This window comes from Streptomyces sp. NPDC003284 (genome assembly GCF_053589675.1).
This window is the reverse complement of record NZ_JBSFSI010000001.1, coordinates 670,772-689,588: the sequence shown is the minus strand read 5'-3', so window position 1 is coordinate 689,588 and position 18,817 is coordinate 670,772. Positions and strand designations below refer to the sequence as shown.

Genomic DNA, 18,817 nt, shown 5'->3' with positions numbered 1-18,817 from the left:
CGGCCCGCGAAAGCTGCGGTGAGGCCGGCCGCGGGGCCGCTCCCGGGAGCGGCCCCGGGCGCTCAGCCCTTGACGGCGCCCTCGCCGACCCCGCGGAAGAAGTAGCGCTGGAGGCAGGCGAAGAGGGCGATCAGCGGGGCCACGGCGATGACGGTGCCCGCGGCGACCAGCCGTTCGTCGTTGGCGAAGGTGCCGTGCAGGTAGTTCAGGCCGATGGTCAGGGTGAACCTGGACGGGTCGCTGAGCACGATGAGCGGCCACAGGAAGTCGTCCCAGGCGCCCATGAAGGCGAAGATCGCCACGACGGCGAGGGTGCCCTTGACCGAGGGCAGCGCGATCCGCAGGAACCGCTGCCAGACGTTGGCGCCGTCGACGTAGGCGGCCTCCTCGATCTCGTAGGGCAGGTTCAGGAAGGCGTTGCGCATCAGCAGGACGTTCAGCGACGCGACGGCGCCGGGCAGCAGGACACCGACGAGGGTGTTGTTCAGGCCCAGCTCCCGCATGGTGGTGAACTGGGCGATGATGATGCCCTCGGCGGGCACGAGCATCGCCAGCACGAAGACCAGGGTGGCGACCCGGCGGCCCCGGTAGCGCAGCCGGGCCAGGGCGTAGCCGGCCAGGGCCGAGCCGACGCAGTTGGTGACGACGTTGGCGGCGGCGACCTTGAGGGAGTTGAAGGCGTAGTCCCAGACCGGGATGGTGTCGGCGACGCGCTCGTAGTTGTGCAGGGTGGGGTCGCCGGGCAGGAACTTCGGCGGGGAGCTGAAGATGTCCTCGGTGGGGCCCTTGAGCGAGGTGGACAGCTGCCACACGAACGGGCCGACGGTCAGGGCGAGCACGGCCAGCAGCAGGACGTAGCGCAGGACCAGTTCCCACACCCGGTAGCGGCGGCCGTTCTCGTCGGTGAAGCGGGGCTTGCGCGGGCGCGCCGGGGTCGTGCGGGCCGGGGTCTCGCGGGCCGGGGTCTCGACGGTGCTCACGCGTCCTCCTTCCGGTCGGCGCGCAGGACGAGCAGCATGAGGATCACGGTGATGACGAACACCACCAGGGAGATGGCGGAGGCGTAGCCGACGCGGCCGGACAGGCCGGTGCCGGTGCGCTGGATGAGCATCACCAGGGTGGTGTCCTCGCCCGCGGGGCCGCCGCTGGGCCCGGCCATCAGGTAGACCTCGGAGAACACCTTGAAGGCGGCGACCGAGGAGAGCGCGGCGACCAGGACCATGGTGGAGCGGACGGCCGGTACGGTCACGGTGAAGAAGCGGCGCACCGCGCCCGCGCCGTCCACGGCGGCGGCCTCGTGCAGTTCGCGCGGCACGTTGGCGAGCGCCGCGAGGTAGACGATCATGTAGTAGCCGAGGCCCTTCCAGACCGTGACAGCCATGGCGCTGACCAGCAGCAGCCACTGGTCGCTGAGGAAGCCGACCTTGCCGAGCCCGACCGTCTCCAGGAGCGAGTTCACCAGTCCGCGTTCGTCCAGCATCCAGACCCAGATCAGGCCGACCACGACGATCGAGGCGACGACCGGGGTGTAGAAGGCGGACCGGAAGAAGGTGATGCCCGGGATGTTCTTCTGCACCAGCATGGCCAGCAGCAGCGGCAGGATGACCAGCGCCGGGACGGTGCCGACCATGTACAGCGTGCTGTTGCGCAGGCCGATCCAGAAGGCGTCGTCGTGCAGCAGCTCGCGGAAGTTGGCGAGGCCGACGAAGTGGCCGGGGATCAGGGTGCGCCGGTCGGTGAAGGCGTTGATCACCGTGGAGACGAACGGGTACAGGATGAAGACGGCGGTGACCAGCAGTCCGGGGGCGGCGAACAGCCAGGGACTGGTGGGCAGTTGGCGCCGGATCCGGGTCGCCGGGCGCATCCCGGCGCCCCGGCCGGAGCGCCGGGCCGGGCGCTTCGCGGGCGCCCGGGAGACGGTCGAGGTGGACATGGTGCGTTATCCCTGCTGCTTCAGAAGCTGGTCACATGCCTTGACAGCGTTGTCGAGCGCGTCCTTGGGGCTCTGCTTGCCCTGGAGCGCCTTGGCGACCTCGTTGCGCAGCGCCGTCTTCATCTGGTCGCTGAACTGCACGGGCGTGTAGTTGACCGCGGTCTTCAGGGACTTGGCGGCGGCGACCCGGACCCGGGTCTCGTCGGTGCCGTCCTCCTTGGTGAAGTACGGGTCGTTGAGCGAGCCCGCGGTGCTCGGGAAGATGGCGACCTTCTTGGCGAAGGACATCTGGTGCTCGGCGTCGGTGACGAAGTGCGCGAACGCGACGGCGGCGGGCGTGTTCTTGGTCTTCGCGTTCACCATCAGGCCCTGCACGTACATGTTGACGTGGCCGGTGCTGGTGATCTGGTCGGTGATGCCGATGTTCTTGTACAGGTTCGGCGCCTGCTTCTTGAAGTTGTCCAGGTCCAGGGCGCTGCCCGGGTTCATGGCCACGGCACCGGTGAGGAACTTCTTGCCGGTCGACTCCGGGGTGGCGGTGAGCGCCTGCGGGTCGAGCGCCTTGGCGTCGTACAACTGCTTGTACTTGGTGAGGAGTTCGACACCCTTCGCGTCGTTGAAGGCGAAGCCGGTGCCCTCCTTGTTCGTCAGCGTCGAGCCGTAGCGGCCGAAGTCCTCGATGGTGGGCACATTGGCGAGGGTGGCGACCTTGCCGTCGGTCTTCTCGGCGAGCTGGAGGGCGTCCGTGAAGAGCTCGTCGTACGTCTTCGGCGGCTTCTCGGCGTCCAGGCCCGCCTGCTTGAAGAGGGTCTTGTTGTAGAACAGCGGGCCGGTGTTCAGGTACCAGGGGAAGGCGTACGTGCCGGGCAGGCCGGGGACCTGGTGGCTGGCCCAGGCGCCGGGCAGGTACTCGCCCTTGTACTTGGCGGCGGCCTTGTCCAGGTCCATCGCCAGGCCCGCCTTGGCGAGCGGCGCGACCAGGTCCGGGGCGACGTTGACGACGTCGGGCAGGGTGCCGCCGGCCGCGTCCGCGCTGATCTTGTCGGGGTAGCCCTCGGCGGGCTGGTCGACCCACTTGACGTGCGTGCCCGGGTACTTCTTCTCGAAGTCGCCGATGACGCCCTCGAAGTAGTCCTTGAAGTTGGCGCGCAGGTTCCAGGTCTGGAAGGTGATGTTGCCCTCGACCTTGCCCGACGCGTCCGTCGAACCGGCGTCGTCCCCGCCGGAGCCACAGGCGCTCAACGGCAGGACGAGGGCGGTGATGGCTGCGGCGGCGAGTGCTCTGCGGGATATGGGCACGGTGACACGGCTCCCTTGCGGCGTCGACGGCTGGTGTCGGCAGTGACGATGCATGCCGAGTTCATCAAAAGTCAATGGATTCGGGCCTGCTAAAGCTACCTCGGCCACATTAGTCCAGGTCACCGGGGTCCGAGTAGGGACTTGCCCGCAAGGACTAATGCGCTTTAGGCTGCGTCCACTCAAGCGCTTTAGTGATCACCGCTGTGAAAAGAGGGGGAACATGCCGGCCAAGCGGACCCCGGCGCGCCGTCCGACGATGAAGGACATCGCTCGCCGTGCCGGTGTCTCCGAGAGCGCCGTATCGTTCGCGCTCAACGACCGGCCCGGTGTCTCCGAGGTCACCCGCGACCGGGTCCGCCGGGTCGCCGAACAGCTGGGCTGGCGGCCCAGTACGGCGGCCCGCGCGCTGTCCGGGGAGGGCGCGGCCACGATCGGCTTCGTACTGGCCCGGCCCGCCGACACCCTCGGCGTCGACTCGTTCTTCCTGCAACTGGTCTCCGGCATCCAGGAAGTGCTCTCCGAGCGCCATCTCGGGCTGCTCTTCCAGGTGGTGGAGGACGTACCGGACGAGTGTGACGTATATCGCAGATGGTGGGCCGAGCACCGGGTGGACGGCGTCCTCGTCGTGGACCCGCGCACCGACGACCCGCGCCCCGGTCTGCTCGACGAACTCGGCCTGCCCGCCGTGGTCATCGGCGGCGCCCCCGACGAGCGGCACCCGGGCCTGTCCACCGTGTGGGCGGACGACGCGGGCGCCATGGCCTCGGTGGTGGACGGGCTCTACGGGCTCGGCCACCGGCGCATCATGCACATCGCGGGCCTGGCCGGGCTCGCCCACACCGAGCGCCGGATCCGGACGCTGCGCACCGAGGCCGAGCGGCGCGGGCTGACCGGCGTCGAGTCGGTGACCACGGACTACTCGGACGCGGAGGGTGCCGCCGTCACCCGCCGGATACTGCGCTCGCCGTCTCCCCCGACGGCCCTGATCTACGACAACGACGTGATGGCCCTGGCGGGCGTGGCCGCCGCGACCGAACTGGGCTACTCCGTCCCGGCGGACGTGTCGGTGGTCGCCTGGGAGGACTCCGCGCTGTGCCGCATGGTCAAGCCGTGGCTGTCCGCCCTGTCGCGGGACAGCATGGAGTTCGGCCGTACGGCGGCCCGCGCGCTGACCGCCCTCCTGGACGGCGGCCCGGCCCGCACGGTCCGCGTCCCGGTCCCCCGCCTGATCGAACGCGACAGCACGGGGCCGGCGCGGGACGCGCCGGGGGCGGGCGCCGAGGCGGGTACGGGCGACCGCGTCGGCTGAGCGCGCCTGGCGGCGGGCGGGGCCGGTGGAGTCCGGCGAGGCCGGTGGAGTCCGGCGAGGCCGGTGGGATCGGTGGCCGCGCCCGGGAGCCAGGGCGATCCGGTGGCCCGGTGCTCCGGTGGTTCCCGGTGTACGGGTACGACCGGCATCCGGCGGGGGCTGGTGGGCACGCACCGGAGCCGCAGCGGGTCGCCGGTGGGCGTGTGCGGGCCACCGGCGACCGGCGGCGCCGGTGATCGCGCCCGGGGCCGGAAGCAGCCGTCGGGATGTCGGCCAGGCCGACGACACGGACGGCCGCCCGACGCCAGGTGGGTGCAGCTGCGGTCCCGCTGCCGGGCGGGACCGCACGCGGGGCCCTACTCGGCCGTCCCCTTGCCGCCCCGGCCCGGCGCCTGCGACCCGTTGTCGGGGGTCGCGGGCCGCGGGCCCTGGAGTTCGCGGCGGCCGGTGTCCGCCGCGGCCGGTCCTGAGCCGTTGCGCTGGGCGCCGCCGCCCTGGCCGCCACCGCCACCGCCGTTCAGGTTCTGCCGTACCGAGTCCAGGATGGTCAGGCCCTGGGCGACCAGCCCCGCCGCGATCTCGCCGAGGCCGTCCGCGCCGTTGAGGACGTTGACGTTGGCACCGGAGAGGCCGCCCGCGGCCTCCTTGACGATCTGCGGGAGCTGATCGATCAGCATGCGGTCGAGCGCGACACGGTCGTAGGACGCGGCGGCCTCGGCCTGCACCTTCATCCGCTGGGCCTCGGCCGCGGCGAGGATCCTGACCCGCTCGGCGTCCGCCTCGGCGGGCTTGACGATCTCGGCGACCAGCTCCTGCTGGCGCAGTTCGGCCTGCCGCTGGGCCAGCTCCGTCTGGGCGGCGAGCACCTCCTGCTGGGCATGCGCCAGCGCCAGCGGCCCGGCCTGCGCGGCCTGTGCCTGGGCCCGGTCCACCTCGGCGGAGTACTCCGCCTTGACGATGGCGGTCTGACGGGCGTACTCGGCCTGCCTGCGGGCCGCCTCCTGCTCCGCCTCGGCGGCGGCCTGGTTGGCCTGCGCCTGGGCGATCTGCGCCTGCCGCTGGATGGCCGCCTTGTGCGGCGCGGACATGGCGTCGATGTACCCGGTGTCGCCGTCGTCGATGGACTGGATCTGGAGCGAGTCCACGATCAGGCCGATCTTCGCCATCTCCGTCTTGGAGGTGTCGAGCACCTCGGCGGCGAGCTTCTGCCGCTCGGTGACGATCTCCTCCACGGTCATCGAACCGATGATGGCGCGCAGGTGACCGGCGAAGATCCGCCCGGTCAGGACGGACATCTGGTCCTGGTCGGAGAGGAAGCGCTGCCCGGCGTTGATGATGCTCTCCGGGTCGTTGCCGACCTTGAAGGCGATGACGGCGCGCACATGCAGCGCGATGCCCTGCCGGGTGACGCAGGTCTCGACGACCTCCGACTCGCACATCGACAGGGTGAGGAAGCGGACCTTGCGGAACACCGGGAGCACGAACTTGCCGTGCCCCGTCACCACCCTAAACGGCGCGCCCCCCAGTCCCCGCCTGCCGCCCGAGATCAGCATCGCCTCGTCGGGGGCGGGAACACGGTAACCGAACATGGTCTGTTCTCCTTAGCCTGCGTCGGCCGCATCGTCGCGCAACCGGTCCAGGGGGTCGGCCCACTCGATCACGTCGACCTCACGGCGTCCGCGGGAGTCCACCACGAGGACCGTCGCACCGATCGGCAACGGTTCCTGCGACCAGGCGAGGAAGGTCTCGGAGCCGCCTCTGACCCGCACCAGGATCTCGCCGGGACCGGCGGATCCGCGTGTGCCGATGAGAAGCTCCCCCATGCAGCCGATCACGGCCTCGTCCTGCGCCATCGCCGACTACTTCCCCTCGTGCTCGCCCTGTGCTTCCGACCATAGACCCACCCGGGCGGGCCGCCTACGCGTCGCGTGCACCCGGGCGTCCCGGCACCGCGGCGGACCGGCGGGGACACCCCGTCCCGCCCGGTCCCGCCGGATGCCGGACGTGTCCTCGCCCGGCATCCGGCGAGACGCGGCCAGGGCCCTGCCCGGTTCCGGACCGGCGGCGCGGACCCGCGGCCGGGCGGGGGTCACCGCCCGACGAAGGTCACCGTCTCCGCCATGTCCGCCCGCCCGGTGCGCGGTTGCGGCGCGCCGTCCTTCTCGAACCCCACCGCGACCCCGCAGAACAGCACGCGCCCGTCCCCCGCTCCGACCACCTCACCGACCGTCTTCCGGTACATCGTCCACATCACCTGGGGACAGCTGTGCAGCCCCTCCGCCCGGAGCAGCAGCATGACCGTCTGGAGGTACATCCCCGCGTCCCCCCACTGCCCCGGCCCCATCGTCCGGTCGAGGTAGCAGAACAGCACGGCCGGCGCCCCGAACGCCCCCGAGTTCAGCGCGGCGATCTTCATGGGCCGGGCGGGATCGTCGCGCTCGATCCCCAGGGCCGCGTACCGCTGGGCGGCAGCGGCGGCGAAGCGGTCCAGATAGGGCGGAGTCAGTTCGGCCGGGTACATCGGATACTCCCGCTCGTCGCCCGGGTCGCCCGCCAGTGCCCTGGCCGTGGCCCGCCGCTTCAGCTCGGCCAGCGGCTCGCCGGTCACGACGTACAGGTGCCACGGCTGGAGGTTGCCGCTCGACGGTGCTCTCGCCGCCGCGGCCAGGACGCGTTCGAGCACCTCCTCGGGCACCGGCTCGTCGCCGAACGCCCGCACGGCCCGGCGACTGTCCACGGCCTCGTACACATCCACGCCTTCTCGTCCTCTCCCTCGTCCCCGACTCTCGTCCCTCGGCTCTCGTCCCCCGGCTCCCGTCCCCCGGCTCTCGTTTCTCGACGGCCATGATCCCTCCCCTGTCGGGCAGGCCAGGGCGGCCGGTGGTGGCGGCCGGACGCGGCCTCTCGACGCGAGGGGCCCGCTCCGGGCAGAGTGCACCCCACGTACTCGCCAGTACGCCCTGTCCGCCCCCGCTTTCGGAGTTTCCGACCTTCCGCCGAGGAGTGCCCGTGACCGACTGGGCCGGCCGCAGTGCCGTCGAGATAGCCGCCGCCGTACGCGAGAAGCGGGTCACCGCCCGTGCGGTGGTGGCCGCGCACCTGGCCCGCATCGAGCGGCTCGACGGCCGGATCGGCGCCTTTCGCACCGTCCGCGCCCGTGCGGCGCTGGAGGAGGCCGACGCGGTCGGGGCCCGGCCGGATCTGGCCAAACTCCCCCTGGCGGGCGTGCCGGTGGCCGTCAAGGACAACCTCGCCGTACGCGGCGAGTCCACCCGGAACGGCTCCGCGGCGACCTCCGAGCTGCCGCAGACCCAGGACCATGTCACCGTCGCCCGGCTGCGGGCGGCGGGCGCGGTCGTGGTGGGGCTGACCAACGTGCCCGAGCTGTGCATCTTCGGCACCACCGAGGGCGTGCACGGCGTCACCCGCAATCCGTGGGACACCTCACGCACGGCGGGCGGTTCGTCGGGGGGCAGCGCGGCGGCGGTCGCCGCCGGGATGGTGCCGCTCGCGCTCGGCAACGACGGCATGGGCTCGCTGCGCATCCCGGCCGCCGCCTGCGGCCTGGTCACCGTCAAGCCGGGCCACCGGGTGGTTCCGGCCGGCATCGGCAACGGCGACTGGTTCGGCATGTCGGAGAACGGGCCGCTCGCCACGACGGTCGCGGACGCGCGGCTGATGCTCTCGGTGCTGGCGGACACCGAAGTACCCTCCGCCGCCGGGCAGTCGGCGCCGTCGGTGGCCGCGTCGGTGCGCGCGCCGCTGCGCGGGACGACGGTCGCCCCGCCGTACGCCAGCGCCGTACGGGAGGCGGCGCGGCTGCTGGCGCGGGAGGGCCACCGGGTGCGGCGCGCCGATCCGCCCTATCCGGCGTCGATCGGGTTCACCGCGCTGCGGCACTGGAGTGCCGGTACGGCCATGGACGCCGTGGGCCTGGATCCGCGGCAACTGGCCCGGCGCACCCGGGTGCAGGCCGCCGTCGGGCGGCGGTTCGTCGAGGGCGTCCGCACGGGTGACGCGCGGGAGCGGCTGCGGGAGCGGCTCGCGCCGTTCTTCGCCGAGCACGACGTGCTGCTCTGTCCGGCGCTGGCCCGCCGCCCGCCGCGGGCCGTGCCCTGGCACGAGCGGGGCTGGCTGCGCAACGTCGCGGTCAACGGCGCCTGTTCACCGATGACCGGGCCGTGGAACCTGACCGGCTGGCCCGCGGCGGTGGTGCCGTTCGGCACCCTGCCCTCCGGTGCGCCGTGTGCGGTGCAGCTGGTGGGGCGCCCCGGCGCGGAGGACGTCCTGCTGGACCTGGCGGAGCGGATCGAGCGGCGGCGCCCGTGGCCGCGCACCGCCCCGCTGGACTGAACCCGCGCACCGTCCGCCCGGCCCGGCCGCGTGCCGCACGCACTCCGGGCCCGGCCGGCGGCGGCGCCGCACCGCTCAGAACTCCCGGTGCGCTCAGAACTCCCGGTACGTTCAGTGGTCCCGTGCGCTCAGAGCCTCCCGGTGCGTTCAGAGGTCCCGGTACATGATGTGCAGCCCCACCAGGCCGTGCCGCGGATGCCGGTACGCCCGCGGCACGGTGCCGAGGACGGTGAAGCCGAGCGAAGTCCACAGGCCCACGGCCGGGTTGGTCTCGACGACGGCGTTGAAGACCATGCCGCGGTAGCCGTCGTCCCGGGCCGCCGCGAGGACGTGCTCGGCGAGGGCGCGGCCCGCGCCGCGGCCGGTGCGGTCCGGGTCGACCATGAAGCCCGCGTTGGCGATGTCCGCGGCGGGCCCGCCGTAGTTGGGCCTCACGTAGGCGGAGCCCAGGATCGTGCCGTCCTCGTCCTCGGCGACGAAGACCCGCTTGCCGGGGCCGGTCCACAGGGCGCGGGCGTCCTGTTCGGAGGTGTCCGGGTCCCAGGCGTAGGTCTCCCCGGCGGCGACGATCCGGTGCCAGAACGGCCAGATGCGCGGCCAGTCGTGGTCCGTTGCTTCCCTGATCAGCATGGGCGCGAGTCTCGCACGCCCATGCCTGTGGCGGCCGGTACGGGTGGTCAGTCGACGCTGGGCAGGATGTGCGGCTCGGCGAGGTCGTCCTCGTACCCGGCCAGGCGGATGGGGGCGGACCGCGCCCACACGTCGAGGCTGCCGAGGTCTCCGGGCCGTCGGCCCGCGCGCTCCGTGCGTTCCTCGGGGCGCTGCTCGCGATTGGTCTTCTCCGGTGTCACCGCGCACTCCTTATGTGTCGGTCACCCTCGGGGCGGTCAACCGGCAGTCTGCGCTGCGGCGCCTGACACCCGCTCGGGTCTGGGTCGAGACAGGTCGGACGCGGTGGCGCCGGCAACTGAGGTCCGAGCGGGCCGTTGGGCACCGGCTCACCCCGGGGCGGACCGTGGGTGTGGTGGGAACCCTTTGGTGCTGTCCGCCTACTCCAGATTAACCAAATGAGCACCCCCCTGCTCGATGGGGCTGCAAAAACCAGGTAACTATCGGAAGTCAGGCATGTTCATTGAGCCATATAAGAGGCGATTTGTCGCTTTGTCGCGCGAGCCGGGGTTCACCCGTTCGGCGGACGGCACGCAGTTCAGGTCCCGTTGGCCGCGCCGCAAGCTCGCCGTGCTCTGCTGACGTACCGCACCGGCCGTCCCGCGGGAGGACTGACGCATGGAGCTGCGCAGTGTCGAGGAACTGATGGACCTGCTGCACGCCGGGCGGGGTGCCCGCGTGCCCGACCGCCCCGGGCGCCGCACCGACCCCTGCGCGCACGCCCTGCGGACCGCCGCACTGCTGCGCCGCAGCCGTCCGGCCGACAAGGAGTTGCAGATCGCGGGTCTCGTCCTGGCCGTCGGCGGACTGCCCGGTCCGGGCGAAGACAGCGGCGAAGGTAGCGGCGAGGGCGCGGGCGCGCGGGCCGGTGCCCTCCGGGCCGCCGAAGCGGTCCGCGGACTGCTCGGGGAGCGCGTCTTCCGGCTGCTGCGGCAGCAGGCGTACGCCGCCGACGGCCGCCCCGTCCGGCCGGTCGACGAGGACGCCCTGGCCCTGCGCCTCGCGGCCGAGGAGGCCCGCACCCCGGGTCCGGGCGACGGCGCGGCCGCCGGGGTGCTGGAGGACTGGCGCACCGTCCTGGACCTGGTCGCGGCCCGCAACTCCCGGCTGGGCGCCGTCGACTGACGGCGCCTCAGCGAGCGCGTACGCGAGCGGGCCTCACCACTTGCCGGGCGCGTAGTCCTTCAGGAAGACGCCGTACAGGTCCTCGCCCTCCTCGCCGCGCACGATCGGGTCGTAGACGCGGGCGGCGCCGTCGACCAGGTCCAGCGGGGCGTGGAAGCCGGCCTCGGCGAGGCGCACCTTGTCGGGGTGCGGACGCTCGTCGGTGATCCAGCCGGTGTCGACGGCCGTCATCAGGATGCCGTCCTTCTCGAACATCTCCTGGGCGGCGGTGCGGGTGAGCATGTTCAGGGCGGCCTTGGCCATGTTGGTGTGCGGGTGCCCGGCGCCCTTGTAGCCGCGGTCGAAGACGCCCTCCATGGCGGAGACGTTGACGATGTACGTACGGCGGGCCGCCGCCGCGGCCATCGCCGGGCGCAGCCGGCTGATCAGCAGGAAGGGCGCGGTGGAGTTGCACAGCTGCACCTCCAGCAGCTCGACCGGCGTGACCTCCTCGACCGTCTGGATCCAGCTGTTGGTGTCGTGCAGGTCGGGCACCAGGCCGCCCGCGTCGATGGCCGTCCCGGCGGCGATGCGCTCCAGGGACGCCGAACCGGAGACGAGGGCCAGGTCGGTGACGTCCTGGGCGTCGAGCATCCCGGAGCCCGCCATCGGCAGCGCGGCGACCGCGCCGGAGCCGAAGGTGCCGATCACCTCGGAGGCGGGCAGCTCACCGGCGGGCAGCGGGGCCGACTCGGCGGAGATCAGCTCGCTGTAGGCCTGCGGGGAGCGCCGTACCGTCTGGGCGGCGTTGTTGATCAGGATGTCCAGCGGGCCCTCGGCGGCGACCGAGTCGGCGAGCGAGACGACCTGGGCGGGGTCGCGCAGGTCGATGCCGACGATCTTCAGCCGGTGGATCCAGTCGGCGCTGTCGGGCTGGGCCTTGAAGCGCCGGATCGCGTCGCCCGGGAAGCGGGTGGTGATCGTGGTGTGGGCGCCGTCGCGCAGCAGTCGGAGCGCGATGTACATGCCGATCTTGGCCCGGCCGCCGGTGAGCAGGGCGCGCTTGCCGGTCAGGTCGGCGCGCGCGTCGCGGCGGGTCCGGTTCTCGGCGGCGCACTTCTGGCACAGCTGGTGGTAGAAGTAGTCGACCTCGACGTAGCGCTGCTTGCAGACGTAGCAGGAGCGCGGGCGCTGGAGTATCCCCGCGATCTGTCCCTCTCCGGTGCGCGAGGAGGGCAGGATGCCCTCGGTCTCGTCGTCGATGCGCTGCGCGGAGCCGGTGGCGGTGGCCTCGGTGACCGTCTTGTCGTGGGCGGTCTTGGCGGCGCGGCGCTCCTGGCGGCGGCGCTGCTTGACCGTGCGGTAGATGTGGGAGGTGGCCCGGCGCACCGCGACGGCGTCGGGGTGGTCGACCTCGATCTCGTCCAGTTCGCGGAGCACGTCGAGGCAGACGGCCAGGCGCTCGGGGTCGATACCGGGCCCGTACGCGGGCTCGCCGCCCGGCGCGTACACCACCTCGTCCGTGGCCGTGGGGCCCTCGTCTGTCACCGTCATCGCGCCGCTTCCCTGCTGGTTCCCGTGGCGCTCCGAGTCGCGCCCGCCGTCGAACGGGGGATTTTACGGCAGCGGTGCGGCCGACCGCCAAACGCGTGGCGATCATGGCCGGACGGGCGGCGCGCGGGCCGGTGCGGCGCGGGTTCAGGGGGCGCAGACGGTGATGAGGGTCTCCACCTCCTCGCTCACCGCGCGGGCCAGCCGGTGCAGGTCGGGCACGGCCTCGGCGTCGGCGACGAGCCCGTAGTGGACCTGGCCGCGGTAGGTGGAGATCGCGACGGCCAGGGACTGGCCGCGGGCGAGCGGCGCGAAGGGGTAGACCTCGGTGAGCGGGTGGCCGGCCAGGCGCAGTCCGAAGCCGGGCAGCGGGACGCTGGTGACCAGGATGTCGAACCAGAGCCGGGCGGCCTGTCCGACCAGCGGGCCGCCGAGCCGGTGGCCGAGGGCGGGCACATGGTCGGCGAGCAGGGCGACGGCCCCGGCGCCCCGGTCGGGTCCGGCGTCCTTGTTGCGGTCCATGGCGGCGCGGACGGCGGCGAGCCGGCGCAGCGGGTCGGCGACGCCGACGGGCAGCTGCGTCAGATAGCCGGAGAGCCGGTTGCCCGGCGGCTGGGCGGTGCGCGGGCGGCGCCGGGAGACGGGGATGAGGGCGCGGGGCGCGAGGCCCTCGACGGGCTCGCCGCGCTCCTCCAGCCAGCGGCGCAGGGCGCCCGCGACGACCGCGATCAGCACGTCGTTGACGGTGCCGCCGACGGCCTTGCGGACCAGGTGGACGTCGTCGATGTCGACGGCCACGCCCGCGGTGCGGCGGGTGCCGGTGGGTGCGGCGGTGAGGGCGGGGACGGGGCGGGTGGCGAGGGTGGAGCGGGCGACGCGGGCGCCGATGTCCAGGGCGCGGCCCAGGTCGCCGAGGGCGTCGCGGACCAGTCCGGGCAGCGCGCGCACGTCGGGCAGCGGGCCGCGCCGCGGTGCGGCGGGCCCGGGGCCGCGCCGGGGCAGGTCGACCGGGTCGAGGATCGCGGCGGCGAGGGTGAGGGCGCGCAGGCCGTCGGCGAGGGCGTGGTGGAACTTGAACAGCACCGCGAAGCCGGTCCCGTCCGCCGCGGGCAGCACATGGGCCTCCCACGGCGGCAGGCCGCGTTCCAGGGGACGCTGCATGAGCCGTCCGGCCGCCGTGTGGAAGCCGGGGACGGGGGCGTGCAGGTGGATGTGGTTCAGCGGGTCGAAGCGGGGGTCGGGTTCGCGGGCGGCGCCGCCGAAGCCGAGCGGCTGCCGCAGACCCTTCGCCAGGGCGCCGCGCAGTCCGTCGGCACCGGGCCGGTGCAGGCCGAGCGGGTGCCACACGTCGCGGATGCGCATGCGCAGACCGGGCACCGCGGCGGCGCGGGCGGCGAGCAGGTCGGCGGCGTGGGCCGCGTCGCCGGGCGAGGGGGCCGCGAAGACGCCGAGCGCGCCGAGGTGCATCGGGTGTCCGGCGGACTCGATGTTCCAGAACGCCAGGTCGAGGGGAGCGAGCAGATCAGGGGTCACGGGCTTGCCTCGCGTCGGCGATGGGGTCTTTGCAGTGAACAACTCCTGTCGATCACGGTCAAGCGTGATCAAGTTACGCACAGTTAAAAACGGATGGGGTCCCGCCCCGGGCGGCCGGGGCGGGACCCGTGGTTGTCAGGGGGCGCCGGACGCGGTCAGCGCAGGACGGGCGGCGCCGCCTGCGCCGACGTGCCCCACGCCGAGGGCCGCGCGCCCACGGTGTAGCGCAGCGTCCGCAGTCGGCGCAGTTCGCCGGTGGTCAGATACGTCCGGTCGTGGGTCACCCCGTCGGCGCGGACCGTCCGGGTGTACCGGGCCTCGCCGGAGGTGCCGGGCGCCAGGACGGTGAGCGCGCCGCGCGGGTGGTAGCGGGGGTCGAGCCGCAGGTCGACCCGGTCGAACACGGGGGTGGACAGGCCCCAGGTGCCGTAGCCGGGCTGCACCGGGTACAGGCCGATGGACGACAGCACGTCCCAGGCCGACATGGTGCCGAGGTCGTCGTTGCCGGTCAGCCCGGCCGGTTCGTCGGTGAACAGGGTCAGCGCGGCGTGCACCACGTCGGTGGTCTTCCACGGCTGCCCCGTCGACAGATAGGTGTACGGGGCGAGCAGGTCGGGTTCGTTCAGCGGGTTGTAGCGGTCGGTGTCGTAGAAGTCGTACGGCCCCGAGACCCAGTTCTCCCGGGCGGTGCGGGCGGGGTCGGCGAGGAGCCGGTCGTAGGCGAAGAACTCGTCGAGCCGTTCGTTGGTCGGCCGCTCGCCGCCGAGCAGGCCGACCACGCCGGGCAGGTCCTGCGGGACGAGCCACTGGTAGTGCCAGGCGGTGCCCTCGTGGAAGCCCGTGCTGTGCGCCGGATCCGCCGGTCCGGTGAAGGCGCCGCCGGTGTCGCGGGCGCGGAAGAAGCGCGTCGCCGGGTCGAACAGGTTCCGGTAGCTGCGGGAGCGGGCCGCGTACCGTCCGGCGTCCGCGCGGTGGCCCAGGGCGCGGGCCATCTGGGCGAGCACGGCGTCCGACAGCGCGTACTCCAGGGTCGCCGAGGCGCCGAAGGCGTAGTCGGAGTGGCCGGCCTTGGGGGGCCGGTGGCCCTTGATGTACGGGACGTAGCCGCGGGCCAGGTAGTCCGGGTTGCCGTTGCGGCCCAGCGCCGGGGCGTCGGCGGGCGGCACCGAGTCGGCGTTGCGCCGCAGCGCGCGGTACGCCCGCTCCTCGTAGCCCTTGAGCAGGCCCTGCTGGAAGGCGTCGGTGAGGAACGGGGTGACCGGGTCGCCGGTCATCACGTTCGTCTCGACCGTGCCGTAGCCCCACTTGGGCAGCCAGCCGCTCTCCTCGGCCACCCGGATCACGGAGACGGCCATGTCCCGGGCCTCGCGGGGCGCGAGCAGCGCGAGGAACCGGGCCTGGGTGCGGTAGGTGTCCCAGAGCGACCAGTTCTGGTAGTAGGTGATGCCGCCGGTGCGGTGGACGCGCCGGTCCCAGCCGGTGTAGCGGCCGTCGGCGTCGTTGCCGACGTTCGGCGCGAGGAAGGCCCGGTACAGGGACGAGTAGAAGGTCCGGCGGCGGGCCGCGTCGCCGCCGCTCACCCGTACGTCCCCCAGCCGCTCCTCCCACCTGCGCCCGGCCGCCCGGCGCACCGCGTCGAAGGCCCGGCCGCCCTCGGCGCGCAGATTGCCGGCCGCGCCCGCCGCGTCGACGTAGGACAGCGCGGTGGTCGCCTCCACCGTGCGGTCGGCGGTGGTGTCGAAGCGGAGGTAGGCGCCGCCGTGCCCGGTGCGCGCGCCGGGGGTGACGGTGGCGCCGTCCCAGGTGCCGTACGCGGTGAAGGGCCGGTCGAAGCGGGTGATCGTGTACACCGTGTACGGGAGGGTGTCCGCGCAGAAGCCGCGGCCGGTGATCTCGGTGCGCACGGTGCGGTCGTCCAGGATCTCCACGCCGGAGCCGACCGTCCGGTGCAGCGCCTGGCCCGCGTCGAGCAGGACGTTGGCCTTGCCGGTGGCCGGGAAGGTGTAGCGCTGCACCCCGGTGCGGGCCGTCGCCGTCAGCTCGGCCTCGATGCCGGAGTCGAGCGCGACCCGGTAGTAGCCGGGGCTCGCCCGCTCGTCCTCGTGGCGGAATCCGGCCGCGTACGTCGCGTTGTCCGTCGCGGTGACGTCACCGGTGGTCGGCAGGACCGGCAGGTCGCCGCCGATACGGCAGCCGACCCCGGAGAGATGGACCAGGGAGAAGCCGCGGATGCGGCTGTGGGCGTAGTCGTAGCCGGTGTTGTGACCGGTGTCCGGCGAGAACTGCACCATGCCGAAGGGCACGGCGGCGCCGGGGAAGGTGTTGCCTTCGTTCGCGGTGCCGATGAACGGGTTGACCAGGTCGGTCAGCCGGGCGGCTGCGCGGGTCTCGGCGGCCCGCGTGGCGGGGGCGGCGGTCAGCGCGGAGGCTGCCACCGCCCCCGCCACGCACAGGCCGAGGCGCCGGGTCCGTCTCATGCGGGAAGACCTCCGGGGAAGACGTCGTTGCCCGCATGATCACGCCTGACGGGCCGTCATCCCGGTATCCGCGGGTGTCGCGGTCCCCGGGTGTCGCGGTCCCCGGCCCCGGGGGCTCCCGGCTCGGCGCCTACGGCACCCGCTGGCCCTTGCCCAGGGCGATCACCCCGCGCCCGGACACCGTGTACAGCTCCGCGTCCCGCTCCGGGTTGACGCCGATGGTCGCGCCGGGCGGCACCTCGACGTTCTTGTCCAGGACCGCGCCGCGCACCACCGCGCCCCGGCCGACGCGGACGTTGTCGTGCAGCACCGAGCCCTGCACCACCGCGCCGGGGTCGACCCGAACGCCCGGGGAGAGCACGGACCGGGTGACCTGGCCGCGGATCAGGCAGCCCGCGCTGATGATGGACTCCCCCGCGATACCGCCCGCGTTGAAGCGGGCGGGCGAGAGCTGGCTGGAGTGGGTGTAGACCGGCCAGTCCCGGTTGTACAGGTTGAACGCGGGCCGCTCGGCGATCAGGTCCATATGGGCGTCGTAGTACGCGTCGAGGGTGCCCACGTCCCGCCAGTAGCCCCGGTCGCGGCTGGTCTCGCCGGGCACGTGGTTGGCGCTGAAGTCGTACAGGGCCGCCTCGCCCCGCTCGGTGAGCCGCGGCAGGATCGAGCCGCCCATGTCGTGCACCGAGCCCTCGTCCTCGGCGTCCCGGTGCAGCGCCTCGACGAGCGCCTTGGTGGTGAAGACGTAGTTGCCCATGGAGGCGAAGACGTGGTCGGGATCGCCCGCGAGCCCCGGCGGGTCGGCGGGCTTCTCCAGGAACCGCTCGACGCCCTGCCCGTCGGGCCCCGGGGTGATCACCCCGAACGAGGACGACTGGTCGCGCGGCACCCGGATCCCGGCGACGGTCACGCCCGCGCCGCTGTCGATGTGCTGCCGGAGCATCTGCCGCGGGTCCATGCGGTAGACGTGGTCGGCGCCGAACACCGCGACGTACTCGGGCTGTTCGTCGTGGACGAGGTTGAGCGACTGGAGGATCGCGTCGGCGCTGCCCAGGTACCAGCGCGGGCCGAGGCGCTGCTGCGCGGGCACCGGTGTGACGTAGTTGCCCAGCAGGCTGGACATGCGCCAGGTCGTGGTGATGTGCCGGTCCAGCGAGTGCGACTTGTACTGCGTGAGCACGCAGATGCGCAGGATGTCGCCGTTGACGAGGTTGGACAGGACGAAGTCGACCAGGCGGTAGGTCCCGCCGAAGGTGACCGCCGGTTTGGCGCGGTCCGCGGTCAGGGGCATCAGACGCTTGCCCTCTCCGCCCGCGAGGACGATTCCGAGGACCGAAGGTCCACCACGACGCATGGCCGCTCCCCTCACCCGGTTGCCCCCACTACTGCCCCGGGGCGCGGCGCCTCAAGCCTGGCCCAGAACCTCCGCGTAGAGGCGGACCGTGCGCCGGGCGACCGCGTCCCAGCCGAACTCGGTCACCGCGCGCACCCGCCCCGCCTCGCCCGTCCGGCGCGCGGCCGCCGGGTCGGCGAGCACCGCGTCCAGGGCGCGGGCCAGCCCCGCCTCGAAGGCGGCGCCGCCGTCCTCGCCCACCTCGCCCACGTCCACGAGGACGCCGGTACGGCCGTCCTCGACCACCTCGGGGATGCCTCCGACACGGGAGGCGACGACGGGGGTGCCGCAGGCCATCGCCTCCAGGTTGACGATGCCGAGCGGCTCGTAGACCGAGGGGCAGACGAAGACGGCGGCGTGCGTGAGCAACTGGATCACGTCCGGGCGCGGCAGCATCCGCGGGATCCAGTGGACCCCGTCGCGTACCCGGTCCAGCTCCCGGTGCAGATCGCGGAACTCCCGGTCGATCTCAGGTGTGTCGGGGGCGCCCGCGCACAGCACGACCTGGGCCGCCGGGTCGATGCCGCGCACGGCCCGCAGCAGGTGGGGCACGCCCTTCTGCCGGGTGATGCGGCCGACGAACAGCACATAGGGGCGGTCCGGGTCGAGGCCGAGGCGGGTGAGCGCGTCGGTGTCCGGATCCGGCCGGTACAGGGCGGTGTCGATGCCGTTGTGCACGACATGGACACGGGCCGGGTCCAGCGCCGGGTAGCAGCCGAGGATGTCCTCGCGCATGGCCGCGGAGACGGCGACCACGGCGTCGGCGGCCTCGATCGCGGTGCGCTCCGCCCAGCCCGACAGGGCGTAGCCGCCGCCGAGCTGCTCGGCCTTCCAGGGGCGCAGCGGCTCCAGGGAGTGCGCGGTCACCACGTGCGGCACGCCGTGCAGCAGCTTGCCGAGGTGTCCGGCGAGGTTGGCGTACCAGGTGTGCGAGTGCAGCAGGTCGCAGCCCTGGACGGCGGCGGCCGCCGCGAGGTCCACCGAGAAGGTGCGCAGGGCGTCGTTGGCGCCGTCCAGCGCGGGCCACGGGCGGTGCCGGTCCACCCCGGCCGCGCGCTCCGCCGCCGAGGACTCGCCCCAGCAGTGCACCCGCAGGTCCACGAGCGGCCGCAGCTCCCGGGCCAGGAACTCGACATGGACGCCCGCGCCGCCGTACACGTCCGGCGGATACTCCCGGGTCAGCAGTCCCACGCGCACCC

General features: G+C 73.2%; 16 protein-coding genes. 3 read left to right on the top strand and 13 right to left on the bottom strand.

Annotated features, from left to right (window positions below):
* Positions 1 to 62: 62 nt before the first annotated feature.
* Genes ACWDYF_RS03030 through ACWDYF_RS03020 form a run of 3 tightly spaced genes read right to left on the bottom strand, consistent with a single transcriptional unit; the run spans position 63 to position 3,232 of the window.
* The gene (locus ACWDYF_RS03030; RefSeq protein WP_389463778.1) at positions 63 to 980 is read right to left on the bottom strand and encodes a carbohydrate ABC transporter permease; all 918 of its coding nucleotides are present in this window, start codon (positions 978 to 980) and stop codon (positions 63 to 65) included.
* Positions 977 to 1,933, bottom strand: a complete 957-nt coding sequence (locus ACWDYF_RS03025) for a carbohydrate ABC transporter permease (protein WP_381744082.1) — start codon at positions 1,931 to 1,933, stop codon at positions 977 to 979. The genes ACWDYF_RS03030 and ACWDYF_RS03025 overlap by 4 nt, the downstream gene beginning before the upstream one ends.
* Positions 1,934 to 1,939: 6 nt before the next feature.
* The gene (locus ACWDYF_RS03020) at positions 1,940 to 3,232 is read right to left on the bottom strand and encodes an ABC transporter substrate-binding protein (protein ID WP_389463775.1); all 1,293 of its coding nucleotides are present in this window, start codon (positions 3,230 to 3,232) and stop codon (positions 1,940 to 1,942) included.
* A 220-nt stretch (positions 3,233 to 3,452) separates the two neighbouring features.
* Here ACWDYF_RS03020 and ACWDYF_RS03015 point away from each other — a divergent pair, with 220 nt between their 5' ends.
* A complete protein-coding gene (locus tag ACWDYF_RS03015) occupies positions 3,453 to 4,541 on the top strand; it encodes a LacI family DNA-binding transcriptional regulator (RefSeq protein WP_389463773.1) in 1,089 nt (362 codons plus the stop codon).
* 356 nt (positions 4,542 to 4,897) lie between these two features.
* Here the strand turns inward: ACWDYF_RS03015 and ACWDYF_RS03010 are convergent, their stop codons facing one another.
* The 3 genes from ACWDYF_RS03010 to ACWDYF_RS03000 all read right to left on the bottom strand — a co-directional run bounded on the left by ACWDYF_RS03010 (position 4,898) and on the right by ACWDYF_RS03000 (position 7,296).
* Positions 4,898 to 6,130 (bottom strand): SPFH domain-containing protein, encoded by a 1,233-nt coding sequence (locus ACWDYF_RS03010; RefSeq protein ID WP_389463770.1) that lies wholly within the window; start codon positions 6,128 to 6,130, stop codon positions 4,898 to 4,900.
* A 12-nt stretch (positions 6,131 to 6,142) separates the two neighbouring features.
* Positions 6,143 to 6,394, bottom strand: a complete 252-nt coding sequence (locus ACWDYF_RS03005) for a hypothetical protein (protein ID WP_018568145.1) — start codon at positions 6,392 to 6,394, stop codon at positions 6,143 to 6,145.
* Positions 6,395 to 6,630: 236 nt separating this feature from the next.
* Positions 6,631 to 7,296: a nitroreductase gene (locus ACWDYF_RS03000; RefSeq protein WP_389463767.1), complete on the bottom strand. Its 666-nt coding sequence runs from the start codon at positions 7,294 to 7,296 to the stop codon at positions 6,631 to 6,633.
* 254 nt (positions 7,297 to 7,550) lie between these two features.
* Here ACWDYF_RS03000 and ACWDYF_RS02995 point away from each other — a divergent pair, with 254 nt between their 5' ends.
* Positions 7,551 to 8,894 (top strand): amidase, encoded by a 1,344-nt coding sequence (locus ACWDYF_RS02995; RefSeq protein ID WP_389463765.1) that lies wholly within the window; start codon positions 7,551 to 7,553, stop codon positions 8,892 to 8,894.
* Positions 8,895 to 9,041: 147 nt separating this feature from the next.
* On the opposite strand, the gene ACWDYF_RS02990 is transcribed toward ACWDYF_RS02995, so the two are convergent.
* Together ACWDYF_RS02990 and ACWDYF_RS02985 are read right to left on the bottom strand one after the other, a co-directional pair.
* On the bottom strand, positions 9,042 to 9,524 hold the full coding sequence (locus tag ACWDYF_RS02990) for a GNAT family N-acetyltransferase (RefSeq protein WP_389463763.1): 483 nt from the start codon (positions 9,522 to 9,524) through the stop codon (positions 9,042 to 9,044).
* A 47-nt stretch (positions 9,525 to 9,571) separates the two neighbouring features.
* The gene (locus ACWDYF_RS02985; RefSeq protein ID WP_106967188.1) at positions 9,572 to 9,745 is read right to left on the bottom strand and encodes a hypothetical protein; all 174 of its coding nucleotides are present in this window, start codon (positions 9,743 to 9,745) and stop codon (positions 9,572 to 9,574) included.
* A 436-nt stretch (positions 9,746 to 10,181) separates the two neighbouring features.
* Between ACWDYF_RS02985 and ACWDYF_RS02980 the strand changes: the two genes are divergently transcribed.
* A complete protein-coding gene (locus ACWDYF_RS02980) occupies positions 10,182 to 10,688 on the top strand; it encodes a hypothetical protein (RefSeq protein WP_389463760.1) in 507 nt (168 codons plus the stop codon).
* A gap of 33 nt (positions 10,689 to 10,721) precedes the next feature.
* On the opposite strand, the gene ACWDYF_RS02975 is transcribed toward ACWDYF_RS02980, so the two are convergent.
* The 5 genes from ACWDYF_RS02975 to glgA all read right to left on the bottom strand — a co-directional run bounded on the left by ACWDYF_RS02975 (position 10,722) and on the right by glgA (position 18,815).
* Entirely contained in the window at positions 10,722 to 12,221 is a 1,500-nt protein-coding gene (locus tag ACWDYF_RS02975; RefSeq protein WP_389463758.1) for an SDR family NAD(P)-dependent oxidoreductase, read from the bottom strand.
* A gap of 144 nt (positions 12,222 to 12,365) precedes the next feature.
* Complete coding sequence (locus tag ACWDYF_RS02970) at positions 12,366 to 13,751, bottom strand: wax ester/triacylglycerol synthase family O-acyltransferase (protein ID WP_389463755.1); 1,386 nt, start codon at positions 13,749 to 13,751, stop codon at positions 12,366 to 12,368.
* Positions 13,752 to 13,906: 155 nt separating this feature from the next.
* Positions 13,907 to 16,228 carry a GH92 family glycosyl hydrolase gene (locus ACWDYF_RS02965; protein ID WP_389463753.1) on the bottom strand — a complete coding sequence of 774 codons (2,322 nt, stop codon included), beginning with the start codon at positions 16,226 to 16,228 and terminating at the stop codon, positions 13,907 to 13,909.
* Between the two features lie 130 nt (positions 16,229 to 16,358).
* Entirely contained in the window at positions 16,359 to 17,579 is a 1,221-nt protein-coding gene (gene glgC, locus ACWDYF_RS02960; RefSeq protein WP_381744072.1) for a glucose-1-phosphate adenylyltransferase, read from the bottom strand.
* A gap of 51 nt (positions 17,580 to 17,630) precedes the next feature.
* Entirely contained in the window at positions 17,631 to 18,815 is a 1,185-nt protein-coding gene (gene glgA / locus ACWDYF_RS02955) for a glycogen synthase (protein WP_389463924.1), read from the bottom strand.
* Positions 18,816 to 18,817 lie beyond the last annotated feature (2 nt).

Bases quoted from the DNA above. Each gene is read 5' to 3' on its own strand.
- ACWDYF_RS03025 (WP_381744082.1), bottom strand. From the start codon at position 1,933: ATGTCCACCTCGACCGTCTCCCGGGCGCCCGCGAAGCGCCCGGCCCGG.
- ACWDYF_RS03015 (WP_389463773.1), top strand. From the start codon at position 3,453: ATGCCGGCCAAGCGGACCCCGGCGCGCCGTCCGACGATGAAGGACATC.
- ACWDYF_RS03010 (WP_389463770.1), bottom strand. From the start codon at position 6,130: ATGTTCGGTTACCGTGTTCCCGCCCCCGACGAGGCGATGCTGATCTCG.
- ACWDYF_RS03005 (WP_018568145.1), bottom strand. From the start codon at position 6,394: ATGGCGCAGGACGAGGCCGTGATCGGCTGCATGGGGGAGCTTCTCATC.
- ACWDYF_RS02990 (WP_389463763.1), bottom strand. From the start codon at position 9,524: ATGCTGATCAGGGAAGCAACGGACCACGACTGGCCGCGCATCTGGCCG.
- ACWDYF_RS02980 (WP_389463760.1), top strand. From the start codon at position 10,182: ATGGAGCTGCGCAGTGTCGAGGAACTGATGGACCTGCTGCACGCCGGG.
- ACWDYF_RS02975 (WP_389463758.1), bottom strand. From the start codon at position 12,221: ATGACGGTGACAGACGAGGGCCCCACGGCCACGGACGAGGTGGTGTAC.
- ACWDYF_RS02965 (WP_389463753.1), bottom strand. From the start codon at position 16,228: ATGAGACGGACCCGGCGCCTCGGCCTGTGCGTGGCGGGGGCGGTGGCA.
- glgC (WP_381744072.1), bottom strand. From the start codon at position 17,579: ATGCGTCGTGGTGGACCTTCGGTCCTCGGAATCGTCCTCGCGGGCGGA.